Annotated in this window: 16 protein-coding genes; 7 read left to right on the top strand and 9 right to left on the bottom strand. The window is 45.4% G+C overall.

Going from position 1 to position 19379, the window contains the following annotated elements; all coding sequences use genetic code 11:
- Positions 1 to 7 precede the first annotated feature (7 nt).
- The 3 genes from HZF10_RS13450 to HZF10_RS13440 all read right to left on the bottom strand — a co-directional run bounded on the left by HZF10_RS13450 (position 8) and on the right by HZF10_RS13440 (position 7114).
- Positions 8 to 2602, bottom strand: coding sequence for an alpha/beta hydrolase family protein (locus HZF10_RS13450; RefSeq protein ID WP_176006741.1), 2595 nt, complete (start codon positions 2600 to 2602; stop codon positions 8 to 10).
- Between the two features lie 74 nt (positions 2603 to 2676).
- Positions 2677 to 4059 (bottom strand): RagB/SusD family nutrient uptake outer membrane protein, encoded by a 1383-nt coding sequence (locus tag HZF10_RS13445; RefSeq protein ID WP_176006740.1) that lies wholly within the window; start codon positions 4057 to 4059, stop codon positions 2677 to 2679.
- A 16-nt stretch (positions 4060 to 4075) separates the two neighbouring features.
- Complete coding sequence (locus HZF10_RS13440; RefSeq protein ID WP_176006739.1) at positions 4076 to 7114, bottom strand: SusC/RagA family TonB-linked outer membrane protein; 3039 nt, start codon at positions 7112 to 7114, stop codon at positions 4076 to 4078.
- Between the two features lie 464 nt (positions 7115 to 7578).
- Between HZF10_RS13440 and HZF10_RS18190 the strand changes: the two genes are divergently transcribed.
- Together HZF10_RS18190 and HZF10_RS13430 are read left to right on the top strand one after the other, a co-directional pair.
- Complete coding sequence (locus tag HZF10_RS18190; protein ID WP_176006738.1) at positions 7579 to 7836, top strand: helix-turn-helix domain-containing protein; 258 nt, start codon at positions 7579 to 7581, stop codon at positions 7834 to 7836.
- A gap of 462 nt (positions 7837 to 8298) precedes the next feature.
- A complete protein-coding gene (locus tag HZF10_RS13430; RefSeq protein ID WP_176006737.1) occupies positions 8299 to 9780 on the top strand; it encodes a DNA/RNA helicase domain-containing protein in 1482 nt (493 codons plus the stop codon).
- Between the two features lie 125 nt (positions 9781 to 9905).
- On the opposite strand, the gene HZF10_RS13425 is transcribed toward HZF10_RS13430, so the two are convergent.
- Genes HZF10_RS13425 through HZF10_RS13405 form a run of 5 tightly spaced genes read right to left on the bottom strand, consistent with a single transcriptional unit; the run spans position 9906 to position 13591 of the window.
- Entirely contained in the window at positions 9906 to 11153 is a 1248-nt protein-coding gene (locus HZF10_RS13425; RefSeq protein WP_176006736.1) for a TRAFs-binding domain-containing protein, read from the bottom strand.
- 9 nt (positions 11154 to 11162) lie between these two features.
- Positions 11163 to 11564, bottom strand: coding sequence for a TIR domain-containing protein (locus HZF10_RS13420; protein ID WP_176006735.1), 402 nt, complete (start codon positions 11562 to 11564; stop codon positions 11163 to 11165).
- Positions 11565 to 11568: 4 nt separating this feature from the next.
- Positions 11569 to 12108 (bottom strand): toll/interleukin-1 receptor domain-containing protein, encoded by a 540-nt coding sequence (locus HZF10_RS13415; RefSeq protein WP_176006734.1) that lies wholly within the window; start codon positions 12106 to 12108, stop codon positions 11569 to 11571.
- Positions 12109 to 12119: 11 nt separating this feature from the next.
- Positions 12120 to 13004, bottom strand: coding sequence for a DUF4231 domain-containing protein (locus HZF10_RS13410; RefSeq protein WP_176006733.1), 885 nt, complete (start codon positions 13002 to 13004; stop codon positions 12120 to 12122).
- Between the two features lie 2 nt (positions 13005 to 13006).
- The gene (locus HZF10_RS13405) at positions 13007 to 13591 is read right to left on the bottom strand and encodes a TIR domain-containing protein (protein ID WP_176006732.1); all 585 of its coding nucleotides are present in this window, start codon (positions 13589 to 13591) and stop codon (positions 13007 to 13009) included.
- 272 nt (positions 13592 to 13863) lie between these two features.
- On the opposite strand from HZF10_RS13405, the gene HZF10_RS13400 reads away from it, so the two are divergent.
- Entirely contained in the window at positions 13864 to 14709 is an 846-nt protein-coding gene (locus tag HZF10_RS13400) for a restriction endonuclease (RefSeq protein ID WP_176006731.1), read from the top strand.
- Here HZF10_RS13400 and HZF10_RS13395 read toward each other — a convergent pair whose 3' ends face one another.
- The gene (locus tag HZF10_RS13395; protein ID WP_176006730.1) at positions 14710 to 14937 is read right to left on the bottom strand and encodes a hypothetical protein; all 228 of its coding nucleotides are present in this window, start codon (positions 14935 to 14937) and stop codon (positions 14710 to 14712) included.
- A 178-nt stretch (positions 14938 to 15115) separates the two neighbouring features.
- On the opposite strand from HZF10_RS13395, the gene HZF10_RS13390 reads away from it, so the two are divergent.
- From HZF10_RS13390 to HZF10_RS13375, 4 genes are all read left to right on the top strand, one after another.
- Positions 15116 to 15898, top strand: coding sequence for a toll/interleukin-1 receptor domain-containing protein (locus HZF10_RS13390; protein ID WP_176006729.1), 783 nt, complete (start codon positions 15116 to 15118; stop codon positions 15896 to 15898).
- Positions 15899 to 16118: 220 nt separating this feature from the next.
- Positions 16119 to 16979, top strand: coding sequence for a hypothetical protein (locus HZF10_RS13385; protein ID WP_176006728.1), 861 nt, complete (start codon positions 16119 to 16121; stop codon positions 16977 to 16979).
- A 137-nt stretch (positions 16980 to 17116) separates the two neighbouring features.
- Positions 17117 to 17494: a hypothetical protein gene (locus tag HZF10_RS13380; protein WP_176006727.1), complete on the top strand. Its 378-nt coding sequence runs from the start codon at positions 17117 to 17119 to the stop codon at positions 17492 to 17494.
- Positions 17495 to 17554: 60 nt separating this feature from the next.
- On the top strand, positions 17555 to 19168 hold the full coding sequence (locus HZF10_RS13375; protein ID WP_176006726.1) for a hypothetical protein: 1614 nt from the start codon (positions 17555 to 17557) through the stop codon (positions 19166 to 19168).
- The last annotated feature ends 211 nt before the right edge of the window (positions 19169 to 19379 follow it).

The following is a 19379-nucleotide window of genomic DNA, read 5'->3' as shown; positions in this document are numbered from 1 at the left end:
TTTTCTTTCAGTTTGCCCAATCTTCGGGTGTAGCATCTTTTAGGTGCACGGCGAACCAGTGCATCATGCGTTTATACAGATCCTCTCGGCTTTCCTTTTTCAGCAAGACATGGTCCTCGCCTTTATAGACCAGGAAGACGTGCTTCTTTTTCAATCGCCACAACGCATTGTTGAGCTTCATGCTTTCCCACCACGGGATATTGCCGTCCTTGTCCCCGACCCAGATAAGCAATGGCGTATTGATCTTGTCGGCGTTCATCACGGGAGAGTTTTCACGAAATTCAGGACCGTAATACGGCGCACGGATCCGCATCTGGTATTCCTCGAACCGCCACATATTTGAATTTCCCCACCCGTCCAGCGTCAGATAGTACCCCACCGGATCTGTTACCATTGCCCCGGCGACGGCCGCCTTGAACATATCGGTTTGCGTGATGGTTAACGCGGTCTCATAGCCGCCGAAAGAGTGGCCGACAAGCCCGAGGGCGTCTTTGTCGACGACGCCTTTTTCAAGAACAGCATTTACCGCTGCCGTTATGCAGTTCAGCGCACTCTTGCCCGGTTCGTTCGGCGTGAACACGATATCGGGCAGTAGCACGAAATAGCCCTCGAGCGAAAAATCGGTAGCGTTGAATCCGTCGCTCAGTGCGGTACTCGGATTGGTGTATTCGTGCAGCAGGTGCGATTTCTTTTCGTATATGTTCACGATCATCGGGTACTTTTTCCCTGCGACATAACCAGCCGGCCAGATCAGGACGCCTTTAAGTTTCGTATTTCCGACCGAGTAACGGATCAGCTCCGATTTTCCCCAATCGAACTTGGCCTGCTGCCCGTTCGCTTGCGCAAGGAGTTTGACATCCCCGTTGTTTTCGAGCACTTGGAGCGAAGGGGACGAATCGAACCTGCTTTCGGCAAAAACGAGTGTTTTGGCGTCGTCAGATTGATAGATATCCGATATCGTCGCACTGCGGCGCGCAAGGTGTCGCAGGTGGCCTTTTGAATAGTAAGCAAGGCCCTCGTCGTGGTTTTCATGGTCACGAAACTTCAAACAGAATCCTTCGGATAGTGAAAAATCATTGACGACAAGGCCCGAATAGCTTTCCCGTACGAGTTTTCCGGTTCCCGTTTTCGCCATACGCCAGATCAGGTTGTTTTCACGTCCGGTGGTCAGCCGTTTCCTGGTCTGTCCGTCAGGCGAAACCAGCCACACGTCGAATTTGTCGTACAACAGCACATACTCGCCTCCGTTCATCCATCCGCCGCAGCCGTACGGCCCTTTCTCACGCGAGCGGTCGAACTCCTCGTTCTCGAACGCAATGTCCAGGCGGCCGGTCAGCGAAACGGTTTTTGCGGTAAGCACATCATACGACCACCATTGCTTTTCCTTGAAGTAAAGGATATGGTTCCCGCCTTTCGAAACAATGATGCGGGCATATTCATCATGGATTTTCTTCGCTACGAGCCTGAGTTCACCGGTACTGAGGTTCATCAGGTACGCATCGGTGTAATCGCCGTGATAGAGGTAGTGTGGTCGGTAGTTTCCCGTGCGGTAAAGCAAGGCAAATTTTTCTTTGTTGACCAGGACTGCGTTTTCGTAATCTTGTGTCTCCAGTACCCTTACGCTTTTTGCCTTAGGGAGCCAGGCCGTCCATTTAGGGCGGTTGGCGAACCAATCGGCATCTTTTTCAGAAGGTGGCAACTGCGACTCGTTGTTGTGCCAGATTTGCACGATGCTGTTCTTTTCAGAATTCGGCCGGTTGTCAGGTATCCGCGACGTCTCGAAGAATACGGCAGTGCCGTTGCTGCTTACATGAAGTGGTGACAACGGCAAGTAATCGCCTTCGGGAAACGCGCTGTCCTCTTTCTTAAGTACCGCGGGAGCCTCCTTTTTTGCGACGTCGTCGTAAAGCCAAAGTTCATACTCGGGGACGCCTTCGGATAGGTCCCCCGTCTTGCGCAAAAGCGCCAAAGCGCGGCCGGTCTCGTTCCAGCTAAGCGACTCGAACTGGCCGTCTTTCGCCAATGGCAGCCATTCCGATTTGTGGCCTTTTGCCAGATCGATATACCGCACTGCTTGCAAAGGCTTCTCGCCCTCGACAAAAGCTATCTTTGTGCCCGATTTGTCAAAGACCACATTTGAAACGCCCGATAAGGCGGTTTCTTTCCAATCGGATAGGTTAACGAGCTTCAGTTTGCCGCTTTCTTCGTTCTGGAGACAGAGCACCGAAGAGCCTCTTAGGAAACGGTAGCCTGTAAATCCGCCAAACGCCTTTCGCAAACCGTCGTGTAAGTCCAGTAGTTTCACGGTATCGCTCTCGACGTGTGCAAACCATCTGTCGTTGGGCGAGAAAGATTCACCTCGCCCTGAAGGGAAACTTCGCGTGATCCCCACCACGGTGTTCTTCAGGAACAACGTGTCGCGACCGTCCGTGTGCTGCATGCTGTAGGTCATCCACTTTCCGTTGTGCGAGAGCGTGCCCGCGGCCATCTGGTACCACTGCCCGTACTCCTCGGGCCTAAGGTGCTTCTTTTGCTGTGCGTAGGTGCAGAAAGCGGCGAGGAACGGCAGGAATGCAAAAATCGTTTTATGATTGAGTTTCATTATTTGTCATTTTTTAAGCATTGCCGGGGCGAGCAAACTAACTAACTACTTGCTGCCCCGGCTCTGCATGGTTTTTAGTAGCCCGGGTTCTGCGGCAACAGGTTCGGGTTGAGCTGCAGTTCGGTTTCAGGCAAAGGCAGCAGCACGTCGGTGGCGTCCCATCCCGGTTTCTGCGGGCCGAGCACCGCGTCCGAAAGCCCGAGGCGTTTCAGGTCGAACCAGCGCTGTCCGTGTTCGCAGAACAACTCGATGCGGCGCTCCTGCACGATGGCCGTAAGCATTTCCTGTTGGTCGGCGGGAAACACCTCGGCCAGCCCCGCGCGCACCCGTATCTTGTTCACATCCTGCGCGGCAGCGGCAAGGTTGCCCTGCATCGCGAACGCTTCGGCCCGTATCAGGTAAAGTTCCTCCAGTCGTGTCACGATGGAGTATTCCTGCGAACTGTCGGTAAAGTCCTGCGCTTTGTATTTGTAAGGGTAGTACCAGGTGTCGGTGCCGTCGGTCACCGAGCCCACCCACTGTGCGAAACGCAGGTCGCCCGCTTCGAAGGCATTGGCCAGCGAACCGCTCATTGCCCGGTTCGGCGGCGGGCCGCTAAAGAAGATGTACGAGACCGCTTCCAGCGTGTTCTCCCCGGCATAGTTCGGCTGCAACTGCCAGATCGTAGAAGGGCTGTCCTTGAGGAACACCGTCGCAAGGTCGTCGTTCCATGGGTAGGCCGGGTTCTCGATGACGAGCGTGGCCTGTGTCTGTGCCTGTTCGTAGAGTCCCATGTACAGGTACATCTTGGCAAGCAGCGCGATGGCGGTGCTTTTGTTGGCACGTGTGCGGCTTTCGCTCGGGTAGTCGTCGGGTAAAAGACCGATCGCCGTCTGCAGGTCCGCGACCAGGATCGGGTAGAGCATCTCGGGTGTCATTTTCCCGATGGCGGCGTTCTGTCGGTAATCGGTGGTGGGCACATACGGCACGTCCCCGTACAGGTTAAGCAGGTAAAAGTGCACCAGCGTGCGCAGGAAAAGCGCCTCCCCGTACAGGCGGTCTTTCGTATCGGCGGCGATGCCGTCCGATTCCTCGAGCCCTTCCATGACCGAGTTGGCCGAATAGATCACGTTGTAGCTGTTGTTCCACCAGGTCGTGACCTGTGGGTTGGCCGGCAGTACGCCGTTCTCGAAAAAGTATTCCTCGGGCGAGTTCGTATTGCCGTAACAGGTAAGCTCGTCCGCGGCATTGCCCAGCATCAGACCGATACCGCCCGTATCGCCGGGCAACAGCGAAGTGTTGCGAAGCTTCGCGTATACGTCGAGCAGTGCGGCCTGGGCCGTCCCGGCGTCGGCGAATACGTTCCCGCTCGAGAGTTGCGAGTCGGGCACGCCCACTTCAAGATAGTCCTCGCACGAATAAAAAGGGGCGGCGGCGACGATCGCCGCGAGCCAAAATATAAATGATTTCGTTTTCATGATATGCGGTTTTAGGTTAAAGGCTCAGGTCGATGCCGAAGGTGATCACGCGCAGCGGCGGCAGCGCGTAGATCGACTGGTTCTCGGGGTCCCGGCCTTTGTATTGGGTTATCGTAAGCAGGTTCTGGCCCTGCGCGTAGATGCGGCACCCGACAGACTTGGTCAGCAGTTCGGGCAACGTGTACGACAGCGACAGGTTCTTGAGGCGGATGTAGGAGGCGTCCGTATAGGCCGCGTCGCTCACCCCGTAACGCGCATAGGCCAGGGCCGAGACGTCGTCATAACCCGCCGAGTACGCCTGCACGCCCGAGGTGTCCCCGGGCTGCTGCCAGTGGTGCAGCACGTCGGTGGGCTGGTTGCCGTAATTGCCGGGCTGGTAGGCGCCCACGAGGTAGTTTTGCCCGATTTGCTTGACGAACTGGAACAGGAAGTCCAGCCGCAGCTTTTTATACGACAGGCTGTTCTGCACGCCTCCGAAATATTTGGCTCCCGTCTGCACGATCTTCTTGCGGTCGCCGGCCGAGCTGGTCGCCCCGTCCCCGTTGTAGTCTCTGAAGGTGTACAGCCCCGTCTCGGGGTCAAGCCCCACGTAGTCGTACACCTTTACGATGTTGACGGGCTGCCCCACCACATAGCGGTTGGCGTACGTCGAGCTTTCCAGTTCGGGAAAGCGCACGAGTTCGTTCTTCGGAAGCGACAGGTTCCACGAGGTCTCCCAGGCGAAGTCCTTGCCCTTGAGGTTCACCGTGCGCAACTCGAATTCCCAGCCGCGGTTCTCCACGGTCGCGCCCAGGTTGGCCTGCACCGAGGTAAAGCCGGTCGTGCCGGGCAGCGGAAGGCCCACAAGCTGGCTCGAGGAGCGATTCTTGTACCAGGCCGCCGAAGCGAAAATGCGGTCGTCCAAAAAGCCGATGTCCGCCGCTACTTCAAGCTTCTTGTTGGTCTCCCAACTGAAGTTCGGGTTGTAGAGGCGCACGGGCGCGAGGCCTACGGTGTTGTTGTACGAGAACGGGCTCGTGCCGTAAGTGTCGAGGAACTGGTAGTCGCCTATCTGGTCGCTGCCCGTGCTGCCGTAACTGGCGCGCAGCTTCCCGAAACTCAGCGCGGGGATAAGCGTGCCCACCGCGGCTTCCTTGCCCCACAGCCATGCGGCCCCGACGGCCCCGAAATTGGCGTACTGCCTGCCGGGCCCGAAGCGGCTCGAACCGTCGCGGCGTCCGGTGAGGTTCAGGAAGTATCGGTCCTGCAGCGCGTAGTTGACGCGGCCGAAGACGGCATTGTAGCGGTATTCGCTGTCGGTGTCGTAGAGCACCGTCACGCGCGTGGCCGCGGCCAGGTTAGACATCAGGGCGTTGTTGGCGAAACCGCGCCCGTATACGCCCAGTTGCGAGGCGGTGTTTTCCTGGAAGGTCGCTCCTGCGAGCACGCTTACCTTGCCGAAACCGCCTTCTTTTTTCCATTCCAGTTGGGGTTCTATGTTGAACGAGTATTGTCTGGAATCACTGCGCAGGCTCGTCGAGGCCGCGCTGGTCAGCCCGAACGCGGGGTCGTAGATGGTGTGGGGCGTGAGGCGGGTTTCTTCCCCTTGCGTGGTGGCATAGCCGGTTGATACCCGCGCTTCGAGTAACGGCAACAGCTTGTACCCGAGCACCGTGTTGGCAGTAAGCGTCCGGGTTTTGTTGGCGTAGGTCTGCTCGAGCAGGCGCAACGGGTTTTCCCACGTCGAATTCTCCCAGTTGAGCGTGCCGTCGGGGTTGTAGAGCTCAGGGGCGTTAGGGGCGAGTTGCAGGGCTTGGGCCGAAAGGTCGGTGGCCAGCAGGTCGTTCTTGTCGGCCACGTAGTTGGAGGCGAACGACAGGGTGAAACGCTCGTCCAATGATCGGTGGCCGATGGCGGCATGCACGGCCGATTTGCGGTACGACCAGTCGCCGGGGAATACCGTGCCTTCGTTATAGGTCGTGCCGCGCAAGACGAACTGGGTCTGGGCGTTCCCGCCCGAAAAGGCCGCGTCGATGTTGCGTCGCATGGCCGTGCCGCCTATGAGCTTCTTTTGCCAGTCGGTATAGCGGGTCAGGCTCCAGGTGCCGTTCACGTCGTAGTCGTATTCGGGTATTTCGGTGATGCCGTCGTTGGCGTAGCCTTCCAGGCGCATGGCGATGTACTGCTCGGTGTTGAGCAGGTCGAGCCGGTTGTTCACCACGCCCGCCCCGGTCCACGAATTGAGCGAGAATTTGGTCTTGCCGGCTTTTCCTTTCTTGGTCGTGATCAGCACCACGCCGTTCGCCCCGCGCGAGCCGTAGATGGCCGTGGCGTCGGCGTCCTTGAGGATCTCGATGCTTTCGATGTCCGAGGGGTTGATGCCGTTCAGGGCGCTGGATCCTCCCGTGGTCAGGATGCCCGCGTACAGCGTGGGGTTGCCTTGGTTGCTGGCCAGGTAGGGCATGCCGTCCACGATGTAGAGCGGGGCGTTGCCGTCGTTGCGCAGACTGTTCGTGCCCCTAATCTTTATATCGAACCCGCCTCCGGGCACGCCGGTGGTCTGGGTGACGTTTACGCCGGCCATGCGGCCTTGCAGGGCGGCTAACGGGTTGGCGATAGGTTGCTTGCCGATGTCGGAGGCGGTGACACGCACGATGCTGCCGGTGCGTTCTTTTTCTTTTACGGTGTAGTAGCCGGCGTTGACCACGACGTTTTGTAAGGCCGTGGCGTCTTCTTCAAGGGTGACGGTGAGCTGCGTGTGGGCGGCTAACGTTATTTCCTGCGTCTTGTAGCCGACGAACGAGAAGACTAACGTGTAGCCCGTGGTGGCATCGATCGAGAAGCGGCCGGAGGCGTCGGTGACGGTGGCGGTGTTTCGGCTTTTTACGGCTACGGTTACGCCGGGTAACGGGCCGCGCGTGTCGTGTACCGTGCCGGTAAGGGTCTGTTGGGCGGGTTGTTGCGGGCTGTTTGGCGTGTAGGGTATGCGCAATTCGGTGGCGGTGGCGCTCACATGCCCCGCTGCGTGCAGCGACAGCAATAGGAGCGTCGCCTTACGCAATGAAAAGTTTTTCATACTTTGGTAAGGTTAAATGAAACAATGTTTTGTTTGATCCTGGCTCTTCACCGATAGTTTGCCGACCGAGGTGAAGGGCTTTTTTTGTGTTTAATTTCTTGTCATAGGCATACCGATTTAGTTAGACTGTATGCGAGACTTACCGAAAGTTGAAGTGCTTTGAATGCAGAATTTGCGAAAAAAAAGGCGCGGAACTCAGCTTATCGTTATCGGGGTACTGGCGGTACCTTTACCACAAATAAGTGAGCCCACGCCAATATTGACGTGAGCATCAAACTTATCATCTCGTGGTTATTTTAAACGCCAGTTTTCGATAACGAGATTCAAAGCGAATGCTTCAAGTTTTTTATGAAGAATCGCAAATATACTTTAATCCAATGGATTGAGACAAATATAATAAATGGTGATATATCACCACGAATAATTTTTATAAAATTCGAAAATTGCCACTAATACTCTGATTAGTGACTGATAAAAAACTCATAGAAGAATATAAGAAAGCGTTCGGCGAAAATCTGAAAAGGATTCGTAAAGAACGCTCTGAAACTGTGAGGACTGTAGACACAAATACGAAATATGATTCTAGTAATTATAATAAGTATGAACTTGGAAAAGGAAACCCAACTCTTACAACTTTGGCTCAGTTAGCCAGTGGTTTGGGCGTGAGTACGAAAGACTTGTTGGATTTCGATTTTGATTTATCTCGCTTCAAGAACAAGTGAGATTTTACTTGAAGATTTACAGACACCTCTTGGTATTGTTTACCTGAGAAATAATCGATCCAAGTCACTTCATAATTCGCATTCTCCAGTAGTCTTATTTCTTTTTCAAAGTCATGTTCAGGTGTAATGCCTCTTTCATTGAAAAACTTAAGCGAGACTTTTAGTACATGAAGGTTGCCTTTGCGTTCGTTTTCGAGCCTGCGCTTTCTATCGAGTTGGCAATCGCGAATGAAAAGCCAGACGAATAAAATTAATAGGACGATTATGTAAATCAAGTTTGACATGTGCCGAAGGTAGGGAGCATGGTTGGTTTTGGATTACAGAAAAAATGTATGAAATGTTAAAAGTTGTTTTTGGAGTAAGCGTATTGACTTGGAGCTAAAAGTTTCCTTTTAATTACATTAGTGTTTCGAAAAAGTGAGAAGCTTTTAGAAAAAGAGCTTGATAAACCCAACTTCAAAAATGAAAAAGGCTAATCTGATTTCTATTGTAAATTCCTATACTTCACTGAGTACGGAATTAATGGAATTTTACTTAAAATACTATTCCATAAGTATTAAAGATGATGAACTTAAGGACTTATGCATACTGGTGGAGGAACTAAAATCTTATGACATCCGAACGAAACAAAACTTTTATGACGGTTTTTTTTTAGGTTATACTATTCCGCAGATTGGAAAAGAATTTGATCTTTTGAGAATTGGTGAGGACCACATCATTAATATAGAAATAAAACGCACTGCTTCAGAAGGTAAAATTTATAGACAACTCTCCAGAAACAAATACTATTTAAGTTTTTTGAAGAAAAAAGTACACAGTTACACATTTATTACCGATCAGAAAAAGCTGTATCGGCTAGATGATTTCGATAGCCTCGCGGAGGTTAATCTAAAGGAACTCTATGGAATCTTAAAAAATCAGAAAGAGGCCGAAGTAGGAAGTCTGAATAATTTATTTAATCCATCTGACTATTTAGTTTCTCCATTTAATTCCACCAACCAATTCATTTTAGGGAAGTATTTTTTAACGACCCATCAAGAAGCTATCAAGGAAGAACTAATCCGCTTGTCATCACAAAAGGCTTTCTCCTTATTTTCGATAAAAGGTAAAGCAGGAACAGGAAAGACTCTGTTGACCTATGATATAGTTAAACATTTTAATACAGAACAGATTTCAACTCTTATCGTGCACTGTGGAATTCTAAATGATGGCCATTGGGAATTGAAAAATGAGCATAAGTGGAATATAATTGCGGCAAAACAAATTCCAAATTTTGACTTTAGCTCATATCGAGTAATTGTTATCGACGAATGTCAGCGTATTTATCCAGATCAACTTCACTCAATAATTAACGCAGTGCGGAAGAACAATGGAACAATTATATTTTCTTACGATGCTCAGCAATATCTAAGAAACTGGGAATCGACTAATAATATCTCTAAATTATTAGAGGAAGATTTGACTGTTAAAACCTATGAATTGACGACAAAAATACGAACCAATAAAGAAATTGCTTCTTTTATTAAGTGCCTTTTCGACAAGTCTGAGCTACATGAAAGGCAGGATTTCAGTAATGTTTATATCAACTACTTTAAAAATTTTGAAGATTCGAAGGCTTACGTCAATTCGCAATTGGAGAACGGATGGAAAGCTATAAATTATACGCCTTCGACTAGAGCGATATTACCGTACGAAGATCACAAAATAGCTTCTGAGTTGGATAATTCGCACACGGTCATAGGTCAAGAGTTTGATAACGTAATTGCGGTGATTGATCAACATTTCTTTTATCAGGATGATAGACTTTATTACCGCGTCAATTCATATTATAATCCTCGGCAAATGCTTTTTCAGATAGTAACAAGAACCAGAAAAAAACTGAAGCTTGTAATAGTAAATAACCCTGAAATACTAGAGCACTGCTTATCTATTGTAAAAAACTAGCAGTCATAAATAGGTAACACTATGTATGAAATAATATGAGAGCACTTTTCAAAGCTGACCATGATTATTATGAAGTCTTTCAGATTGATTTTCGAAAGGGATTCACAGCGAAATTACCATTAGAATTAAAATAAATTTCTTTCGGATATTTTCGTTTTAAGTTTTATAAGTTCACTATTCTGATAATTAAAAGTGTCTAAATCAAATTTACCCTGTGAAAGTTTGCCGATTTTAGGAATCAGAGATTGAAGTTCTTTCAACTTATCGAGGCTTAGGTATGCTTGTGCGAGTGATTGAAATATCCAAAGTTGATCTCCTCTTTCCTTGAAAGCACTATGATTTATTAACTCCTTACAGATTAAGATTACATCTTGACATATTTGTTGCCCTTGCTTAAAATAAGATATACAGTCCAAATCATCTTTTTGAATTGTGGACTTTAATGTAAGTAGAAATGCAAAATTAATTCCATTGTAATAGTCACGAGCAATATAAAATCCCTTTGAATAAAATTGAATTGCCTTATTAAGGTATTTAATATCGTCAGTTTCTTCAAACAGCCGTTTATTGATTGCACCTGATAGACCGAGAGTTTCGATGTCAGTGGTTTCCTCTGGATTTAGGGGTTCAAGGATTTTTTCAGCCTTTAAAAGGGCTTTTGTTTTAGAAGGCTTTTCTCCCTTGTATGTAACTAAAGCAAGTCTTTGGCGAAGAAAGATATTCTGGGGTTCAAATCTTAAGCAAACCTCATATAACTGAGCTGCAACCTTGAAGTCGTTATTGTTTTTACATTTTTCGGCATCATTTATCAAATCGGAGAATGTAGGCTGATTTTGGCTATTGGAAGCCGGTATCTCAAGATCGTCCAAAATTTTTGGAGGCGTTAATTTCGGGAGGTAAGTATATACCGGACTATCTTGTTTTCTTTCGGTTAATACTGCTTTTACCACTTCTTTGAGTTCCTTTTTAAAACGAGTAGCCTCACTTACACCAATATCTTTGCCCAAATGTTCGTACTTAGAAATCAAAGTGTGATTCAAATCAAAAGGATATTTGGTTTGATCCTCGGAAATTACTATGGTTGTATTAGGCCTTAAGGCATGCCTGACTCCAAGTTCATATAGAGCATTCGCATTTAGGGTAGAGATATCGGCAACTACTATATCTGCTTTGTATATCCATTCGTACATAGGAACATCAATATTACCTGTATGACGTATTTCTTTTGCTCGAAAGCAATTTATGCGTAACTCGTCAAAAACGGGCTTTATTAGATTCTCAAATGTTTTGTCAAGATCTATAATTCTTCCCGTGTCAGGATCAGGTTTAGGACCAAATCCAATTATTACAAAGCAAGTGGTTGGCTTATCCATAAAATTCGATTATGCATTGTCAATCGCCGATCTTATCGCATTGTAAGTAAACGACATAGCCCAGCTAGCACCAATGCCAAATAATGCAGGAGGCGAGATATTTTCCCGGTCTGTTTTTACTGCAATAATCCTTCTGCCTTGTTCAGCCGCTTTTTGTATTTCCCAACTAACCCATGCGCTACTGTGGGTATATCTTCCGACTATTACTAAAAAATAGGGAGCATCGACAATAGCCCTGGTGATGACTGTTTTAATATAATTGGCATTCGTGCTGTTTACTGAAACATCTACAGAATGATCATATAGAGAAAAGTCAAATAAAGTATGCGCGTCCCAAGCTAATAACAAATTTTTGTAATGTCGATCATTATCATAGTCGTAACTAATAAAAACTTTTTTCTTGTATGCCATCTTTTTAATTTTTTAAAAACCACTCTTTTAATTTAATCTTTGATCCATCAGGATATATTACATACCAATCATCCGGACCATTACTGACGTAAGAATTTGAGCCTTCAACACGACCATAAATCTTACCATACTCTTGGTCATTCCACGTAACCGCGCTATTTGTGAGTGGAAGGATCGCTACATTTTTATAGTTTATTATTCTATCCCCTAAACCAAGTTCCCATGGCATCCATTTTGAATTTCCGCTATCTGGTGTTGCAACGGAAATGAACTTGTTGCACGACTTGATTCGATCCCTTAGAATCGCCGCTACATTTTCGTTGGTTTTGTCTTCAAGGGTTTCATCGAGGTAGTCAACATATAGATTGATTCCTATCCCTTTTAAAAATTTCACTATAGCTTCAACATATTGACGGTCTTTTCTTCTGTATGAGAGAAATACGTTCGTTTCCGTATAGGTACGGGCTCGAAGACTTTCATTAAGTGTCGAAGATTTTCTTAAAGTTGTCGTCGTGGAGAGCTGATTAAAAGTTAGATATGCCATTTACTATTTTTTTAAGTTCTACGTTGTGCGCGCCAAAGTGTATGTTCTCGAGATATAGCGTTTTCCGAATCCAAAACAAAAACAGCTAGATCATCATCATTGTTGACTCTTCCTGCTGAGGCTAGAATAAAAGTTAATTCGTGCGCCGCGGTTGTATACGCTTGTTTTAATTCTTGATGCTGTTTTAATTGCAACCAACTAATCGCGGATGCTGCAATTGTGGTAAAAAATCCAACAAAGTTCCAATCACTAGCAGGGAATTTAATTAAGTAAGCAACACTAATTAGTGAGATTGCTTGACAGATTATTATAAGTAAGAACCATCTTTGATATCTTGTTTTATTGAATTCTGCTTTGTCAGCATACCATTTTTGCTGATCGCCAATTCTATTCTCAATGTAAAATTGTTTTCTTTCCAGAAAGTTTAGCCTTCGAATTTTATTCATTTGTGAAGTTATTATGTCCTGAGATAACAGTCGGGCATCTAGTGTTTCAGCCAATTCTTTAAATTCTGTATTTAGTTCTTTGAGTCTTTCAATGAAGATTTTTGAAGCAGTTTCCTCTGGAATATTGGCCTCAAAATTTTCTGAACATGTGATATATCTCCAGGTTAGCGTTTTCGCCGACTCAGCCAGAGCTCTGCCTTGGTACCATATGTCTTCATATTTTTTGGTGCGAATAAGAATTGTTAAAATCAGCCCCGTTAACAAAAAGAGGCCAGAGATAATATAGATGATTAATTTTGGGTTGGTGTCTTGGAAATTGTATATGGATAGACCTGCAGCAACCACCATCGTTGTTAAATCATAACCAATTATTTTCTTATATGCTGATTGGGACTCAAGAGAGGATTTGTCCGCCGCTTGATAAAGCCCGGGAAAGTCGGTTAGTTTCATAGTCATGGGCGAACTTTTGTTTTGTTAGCGATGTCTTGCGACCTTTTTTTGAATGCTTCTTCAATATAATTTTCTGGGGTACGAATAAAATCATCCCACCTCACTAGTACGCAAAATCGATCTTCTTCTGGCCAAGAGCATTTGCCATTGGGAATGTAGTAATTGTATGAAAACTCTTTAATTACCGTACTGTCGTTAAGATTCACATACGTGTGTGTTTTTCCACAAGACCAACATGTACCTGAACCGGAGTATATTGAATCATACATTTCAGGGAGAACCACTCCGAGAATTCCATTTTGGGTATTCCCATTACCATGATATAATGAAGCTTGTAGTTCTCTCTTCAAGAAGCGTTGTTCATAAGCTCCGAGATTTTCGTTACTGTATGGGCCTATAAGAAATATGGTCACTGTTGAATCTGAAAGATAATCTTCACGGATTTTTCTCATGATATAATCCTCGTTGTCGGAATTTATTGGGTCATCCAGGGACTTGTCGATCATATCAACATCCAAATCGTTTTGAATAAATTCCTTGTATCCGATATCTTCAGTTTTAAACGAGATAAAACATTTACGTCCCATAATTTAATGTAGATTATTATTTAGTCTGAGTTTGCAATGATTTGACAATCAAAGTTTTGAAATAAATAAATGTTTGTAGGCTAAAAAGAATAGGCAATACCAACCGAGCCCCACGGGAACCGGACGTTAAAATCAAAAAGGTGGTATTTGTTTGTTTTGGAACTACAATTATAAAAAATATTTCTAAACTGAAAACGTTTTCGTTACAATTGTAAATTTATGGTAGGGAAATTTTTGAATTTTACGGAAAGCCGTAAAGAAGCACTTTCGTTATGTCAGCAGATAGCGACTTGGATTGGAAAAAATACGAAGCCATTACCAAATACATCTACGAGGCCTTAGGTAAGAACTCGGGAGTAACCGTCGAAGGGTGGGGCAGTAAATGTAAAGTCAGAGGTAAATCGAACACGACCTATCAAATCGATGTATTGACCAGCCATTTGCAGCAGGAGCATGCCTATCAAACAGCTATAGAATGCAAGTTCTGGAACAAGAAGGTTACCAGGGAGGTAGTGATGAAATTGTCGGCGACATTGGAAGATACCGGAATTGAAAAGGGAATCATCGTTTCCAGAATAGGATTCACCAAAGATGGATACGAGTATGCCAAAGCAAAGAACATCGGACTGGTTGTGCTTCGCGAAGCGGGGGAAGCCGATTTCATCGATAAGGAAAGAACGATGCCTATAGCGGAACTTGGAATCAAACAGTTCGTCCAAATTTCTGGGCCGGAAATACTAACGTTTCTTATTGACGGGGTAGAGCAAAAGAACTGGGACAACTCCATTTTTTTCCGACTGGTCGTGAAGCTGCCGGATGGTTCGCAAGTTCCTTTGTTGCGTTATGCCGATAGCTTTCGAAAGGAAATATTGGGTATAAAGGCAGATGTTCCGATAACAAAAGACTTTGAGTTTCCCGGAGCCCAATTGACAGATACTTGGGGTAAAGCCTCGATAGCGATAAACCGGATTACCTTCTCCGGGATGTATACCGAGAGGAAAACCACCAAGCATATGACGTTTTCCATTGTGGATAAGGTGTGGCTGGTGATGAAGGATTTGTTTGAAGGACGGGTTTTTAGATTCTCCGAAAATGGAGGAATGATAGAGGACGAATAGTTATTTTATCTTTTTGACCTTTTCCGCGATCTCTTCAATTGCGTCATCCATCGTCATCGTATCTATCTGGTGCTCCAAATAAAACTTTCGCATTTCTCGCAAAATATATAAGTCGCCTTCTAAATCTTTTCTGTACATCGCATGCTTGTCGACTTCGTCTTGCCTGAAAAACAGGTAGACAAAACCGATCAATAATGCCAAAACACAAATAGGGTTAAACATTTCCATCAAACAAAAATAGGCCAAGTCAGTAAATTAAAAAGAAAAGATTGGTGCAATTCTTGGAATTGCAGGTTATTTTATAAGTGATGTCTTTGAGCAGAACTCTTTGTTTTTTAGCATTATAATAGTAAAATTGTGCAGATATAAAATAGTTATATGAAAGCTATAAAAACCAATCGTCAAAATGAGTAGAATTTTTTTAAGTCACACGAGTACTGACAAACCTTTTGTTCGAAAGTTAGCCGCTGATTTACGCTTAAATGGGCACACTGTTTGGATTGACGAAGCGGAAATAAATATCGGTGACTCGCTAATTGCAAAAATAAGAGAAGGACTGGATTCAGTTGACTTTGTTGCTGCAGTACTATCGAAAGCCTCAATTGAAAGTGAATGGGTAACTAAGGAATTAGACATCGCCTCAAATAGAGAAATAAAAGAAAAAAGAGTATTCGTTTTACCTTTGATAATAGAACATGTAAAATTGCCAGGTTTTTTGGAAGGCAAACTTTACGGCGACTTTTCGGAAGAATCGAAGTACAAAGAGTCATTAGATTTACTTTTAAGAACTTTAGGAGATAGCAAACCAATTAAAACCGAAAGTGAAGACGAATTAAAGATGATGCGTGCAGAATTGGAAAGGGCGAGAGCAAAAATAAAGCAGCACGAAGATCAATTAAATAAAGTTGTTACGCATTCATTGCTTTCTAAAAGCGAAGAGTTACGGTCAAGAATCGAACAAGAAAATCAAGTAAATCCAAATTACGCACCGATTAATAATGTCTACGCGTTTGAGGTTGATGGAATGCCCATAACAATTGGATACTTACTACACGTTTTACGTAAATCAACAATGAAAGGCGGGCATCAATTTGAATGGATTCTTACCTTACACAACCAATGGGATGACGCAAACAGAATGCTAGAAGCATATGCTGACATGATTAAATCAAAAGAAGAAAGCAAATAGCCTTCATATAACCGCCGCTAACCGCCATGGCAGCGGGCTGAGCAGCTACAAGCATACATTTTTGAAGCCGTAAAAGCAAGATTTTTTCAGCAAAAAAAAGCTAGAAAAAATCGTTGCTTTTACTACCTTTCGTCGTGGCGGAGAGATCCGTCTCCGGAAGGCTGCCACGATCGGTTAGCGGCCTCACGTTAGCTGCTAGCTTTCCAAAAATCGTAACAACATGACAACAATTGCTTCTTTTATGTCCGTAAGTGAAAATGGAGTAAGAACTCTTTCTATGGTTAGCGATAGTCGAGTTAGTTGGGACCTTAAAAACAACACTCGAATTGAATATAACTTTTCACAAAAACTATTTCATCTACACGAATCTAATGATGTGTTTGGCTACTGTGGCGACAGTGGTTTTTGTTTATCGAACCTACTTCAAATAGTATTTTATCTAAATAACTCCATCCAATTTTCCGCTAGTCAAGATTTTGACACAAAACGAAACATTCTTTATGATCTTATCGATAAAAATCTCAAACATTACCCAGCAATAGCAATTACAGAGAGTTTTACCATTTATTGGAATAGCTTCTTGGATAAAGCTTTCTACTCTCACAAGTTTGTTTATAATAAGATAACTGAAGAATTATCAGACCATTCTATAAAGCTCCCAATAAAGATGAGTTATGTATTTTATGACGGAAGTGGAGGGAAATACTATTATAAGGCACTTGAAAATTTAGACTACAAAAACAACAATTATTCACGAGTTTATTTTAAAGCATTAAATGATATAATAGAGAGTCAAATTGATCAAAAAACTGGCGGGCCGCCGCAAATGATTTCTGTATCCTCAAATAAAGGGCTATTATCAACGTCATTTCTTTTTGAAAAGGTTTATTATCTTTTCGGCATTGAAGATATGTACATTTCCAATACTGAAAAAGTCGAATACCGAGACACCGACTTTAACTACAGGACATCTGATGGAAAAATAAGAAATAACTACTCTAAATCTTATATTCGTAAACTTGACATTCAAAGCTGGAAAACGAGTACACTTAAAAATAAGCCAGCAGCTAACCGCCATTAAAAAAATCAATGGTTTTTAGTGATTTGAACGTCCAATTTTTTAACTTCATGCCGTTCCGCTGAGGCTATTCGCTCCTATTTTCACCACCTCTTTTGGCTTTCATTAGCAGTAGATTATTCAACATTATCCCTAAAGACATGAACAGAGAAATCAGAACAAAACTAATCGAGTTAGCCAGGCTCAAAACACCATGGACCTATTCTCAACTTAATCAGCAACTCTTACTGAACTTGAATTTCGATAATGGATATGACAGAGAATTGATTGGAGATTGGCTCGGCGAAATTTCGATGCATGAATATAAGAGAGGAAGACCTTTATTAAGCGCATTGATTATTCATAAATCTACCGACAGAGAGCAAGGGAATGGTTTCTATAAATTATGTAGTGATATTTATGGCGATGATTGGGAGAATCTGAAAGCTGACAAAGAGTTTGAAATTGAGCGAATGAAAGAGTGCTATGCTTTTTGGAAAGATAATGACAACTACAAGAAATTTAAAAATGATGTGTAACCAGCTACGCTATGGCCCGGATAGAGCGCAAAGTTGACGATAACGCTAAACAAACACTCCATGATAAAAAAGTGGTTCCAAAACATACTCGACAAAAAAGAGCTAATCGAGGTTAAAGAATGGAGAACAGACAACTCCATTTTCCAATTTTTATCCTCCAGCTTAGACGGGAAGGGCAGTTTGGATGAAAAGGCACATGACTTGCCCGACGAGAAAAAAGACGACGGCCAGTTGAAGTTCGCGTCGGGGCTTATGGACGCCATGTTCGGGGTGTCCGATTCGGACGATTCGAAAAAGCGGATCGCGGCGCTTTTGAAGCATATCAAAAGGGTCGCAAGGGCAGGCGACAAGATAAGCGAACAGGAATTTTACCACGAGGTTGCCGAAAACGAAGGGGTGATTGGGATCATCGACGAGTTTCTGCGTAAGGTTGTCGAAGAGGCGTTGCCTATAGAGCCTTACCTGTTCCGGTACGCGAAAGATTTGGCGACGAAAACGGATAAACGGAATGCCGTGAAGTTCGGCATCGCGATTTTGGGCTTGTGCCAGGATAAATCGGTGCTGGGCGACATAAAAATTCTGGGGCTGCACGACGAATTCACGGTGTATGCCACCATCGCGATCATGAACGTGTCCGACAACGCGGTGAACGACCTTTGGGAACTGGCGCAAAAAGTCGACGGTTGGGGAAAAATACAGTCGGTCGACAGGCTGGCAGGTCTTGAATTGGGAAATCCGGTCAAGGATTGGCTGTTGCTTGAGGGGTACAAAAACAACATCATGCACGAATACCTGGCGTACACCTGTGCGATGAACGGGGAATTGCATACGAAATTGGAAAGTGCGCAGATCGAGTACGGACTGTTCAGGGCGGCCTCAGACATCCTTGAAGCGCTTATCGTAGAGCACAGCCCTGCCGAAGACATCACGGCCTATGCATTTGCGTCACAAGTGATCGAGGACTTCATAAGGCACGCCAAAAACCATGCAGCTAGCGTTTCCGACTTCAACGCGCTGCACAAGATCAAAGATTTTCTCACGGAGCTGCAAGATGATATTGGGGAACAAAAAGGAAACGGCTGGACGCAGGACGGGATCTCAAATTGTTTAATTGACCTCGTCGAAATCCTGAATGCCAAAGACTGGAAAGCGGTGGCGCGCGAAGCCCTGAAAAGCAACGACAACCTCGTCTATTGGAACGCCAAACAGGCCGCGGATAAATTAGGAATTGATCTATGGGACACGGTATGGGCAAGATTGCAGGAAAACCCGCTCGACAGTTCTTCGTGGTTCGACGTGACCCATCACGGCAAACCCGAACATGCCGAAGAAATCATAGGCTTTGCACTCACGCATCTGCCGTTCGAAGAATTGGGAACGGGAGCAAAAGACTCGCATGGGTTTGGCGACGATTACAACAAACACACGAGCCTTGAATGTGCCACCACGTTTTTGGGGGATTATCCCGGAATGGGCGAAAAAATTATACTCACCGCCCTCAAAAGCCCCGTGACAAGAAACCGGAACATGGCCATCGGAACTTTGAGCAAGTGGAAGAAAGACAATTGGTCGCCTGAAATCGAAAAGGAGGTGGACCGTCTTAGCCAAACGGAACCCAACACCAACACGAAAGAAAACCTCCAAAAGCTATTGAAAGGACAGGAACTCGAATAACAGGATAGCGATTTCAGGTACTTGGGCGGTGGCTAACCTGTATAAATCGCTCCATGCCGTAACGGGCTGGAAAGTACGATAATAAAAAGCGGAATGATACCCATCCGCTTTTTTCATTTACAGAATATCCCCTCGTTGTTGCTGCAACGTTTTGATATATAACGTGCCGACTTTTATTTAGTTATATTCTTTGTTTTTGGAGTATAATTGT

It is taken from the genome of Flavobacterium agri, assembly GCF_013401995.1.
GTDB classification, from domain to species: domain Bacteria; phylum Bacteroidota; class Bacteroidia; order Flavobacteriales; family Flavobacteriaceae; genus Flavobacterium; species Flavobacterium agri.
Note: the sequence above shows the minus strand (reverse complement) of the source record. Positions and strands in the feature narration are given on the sequence as shown.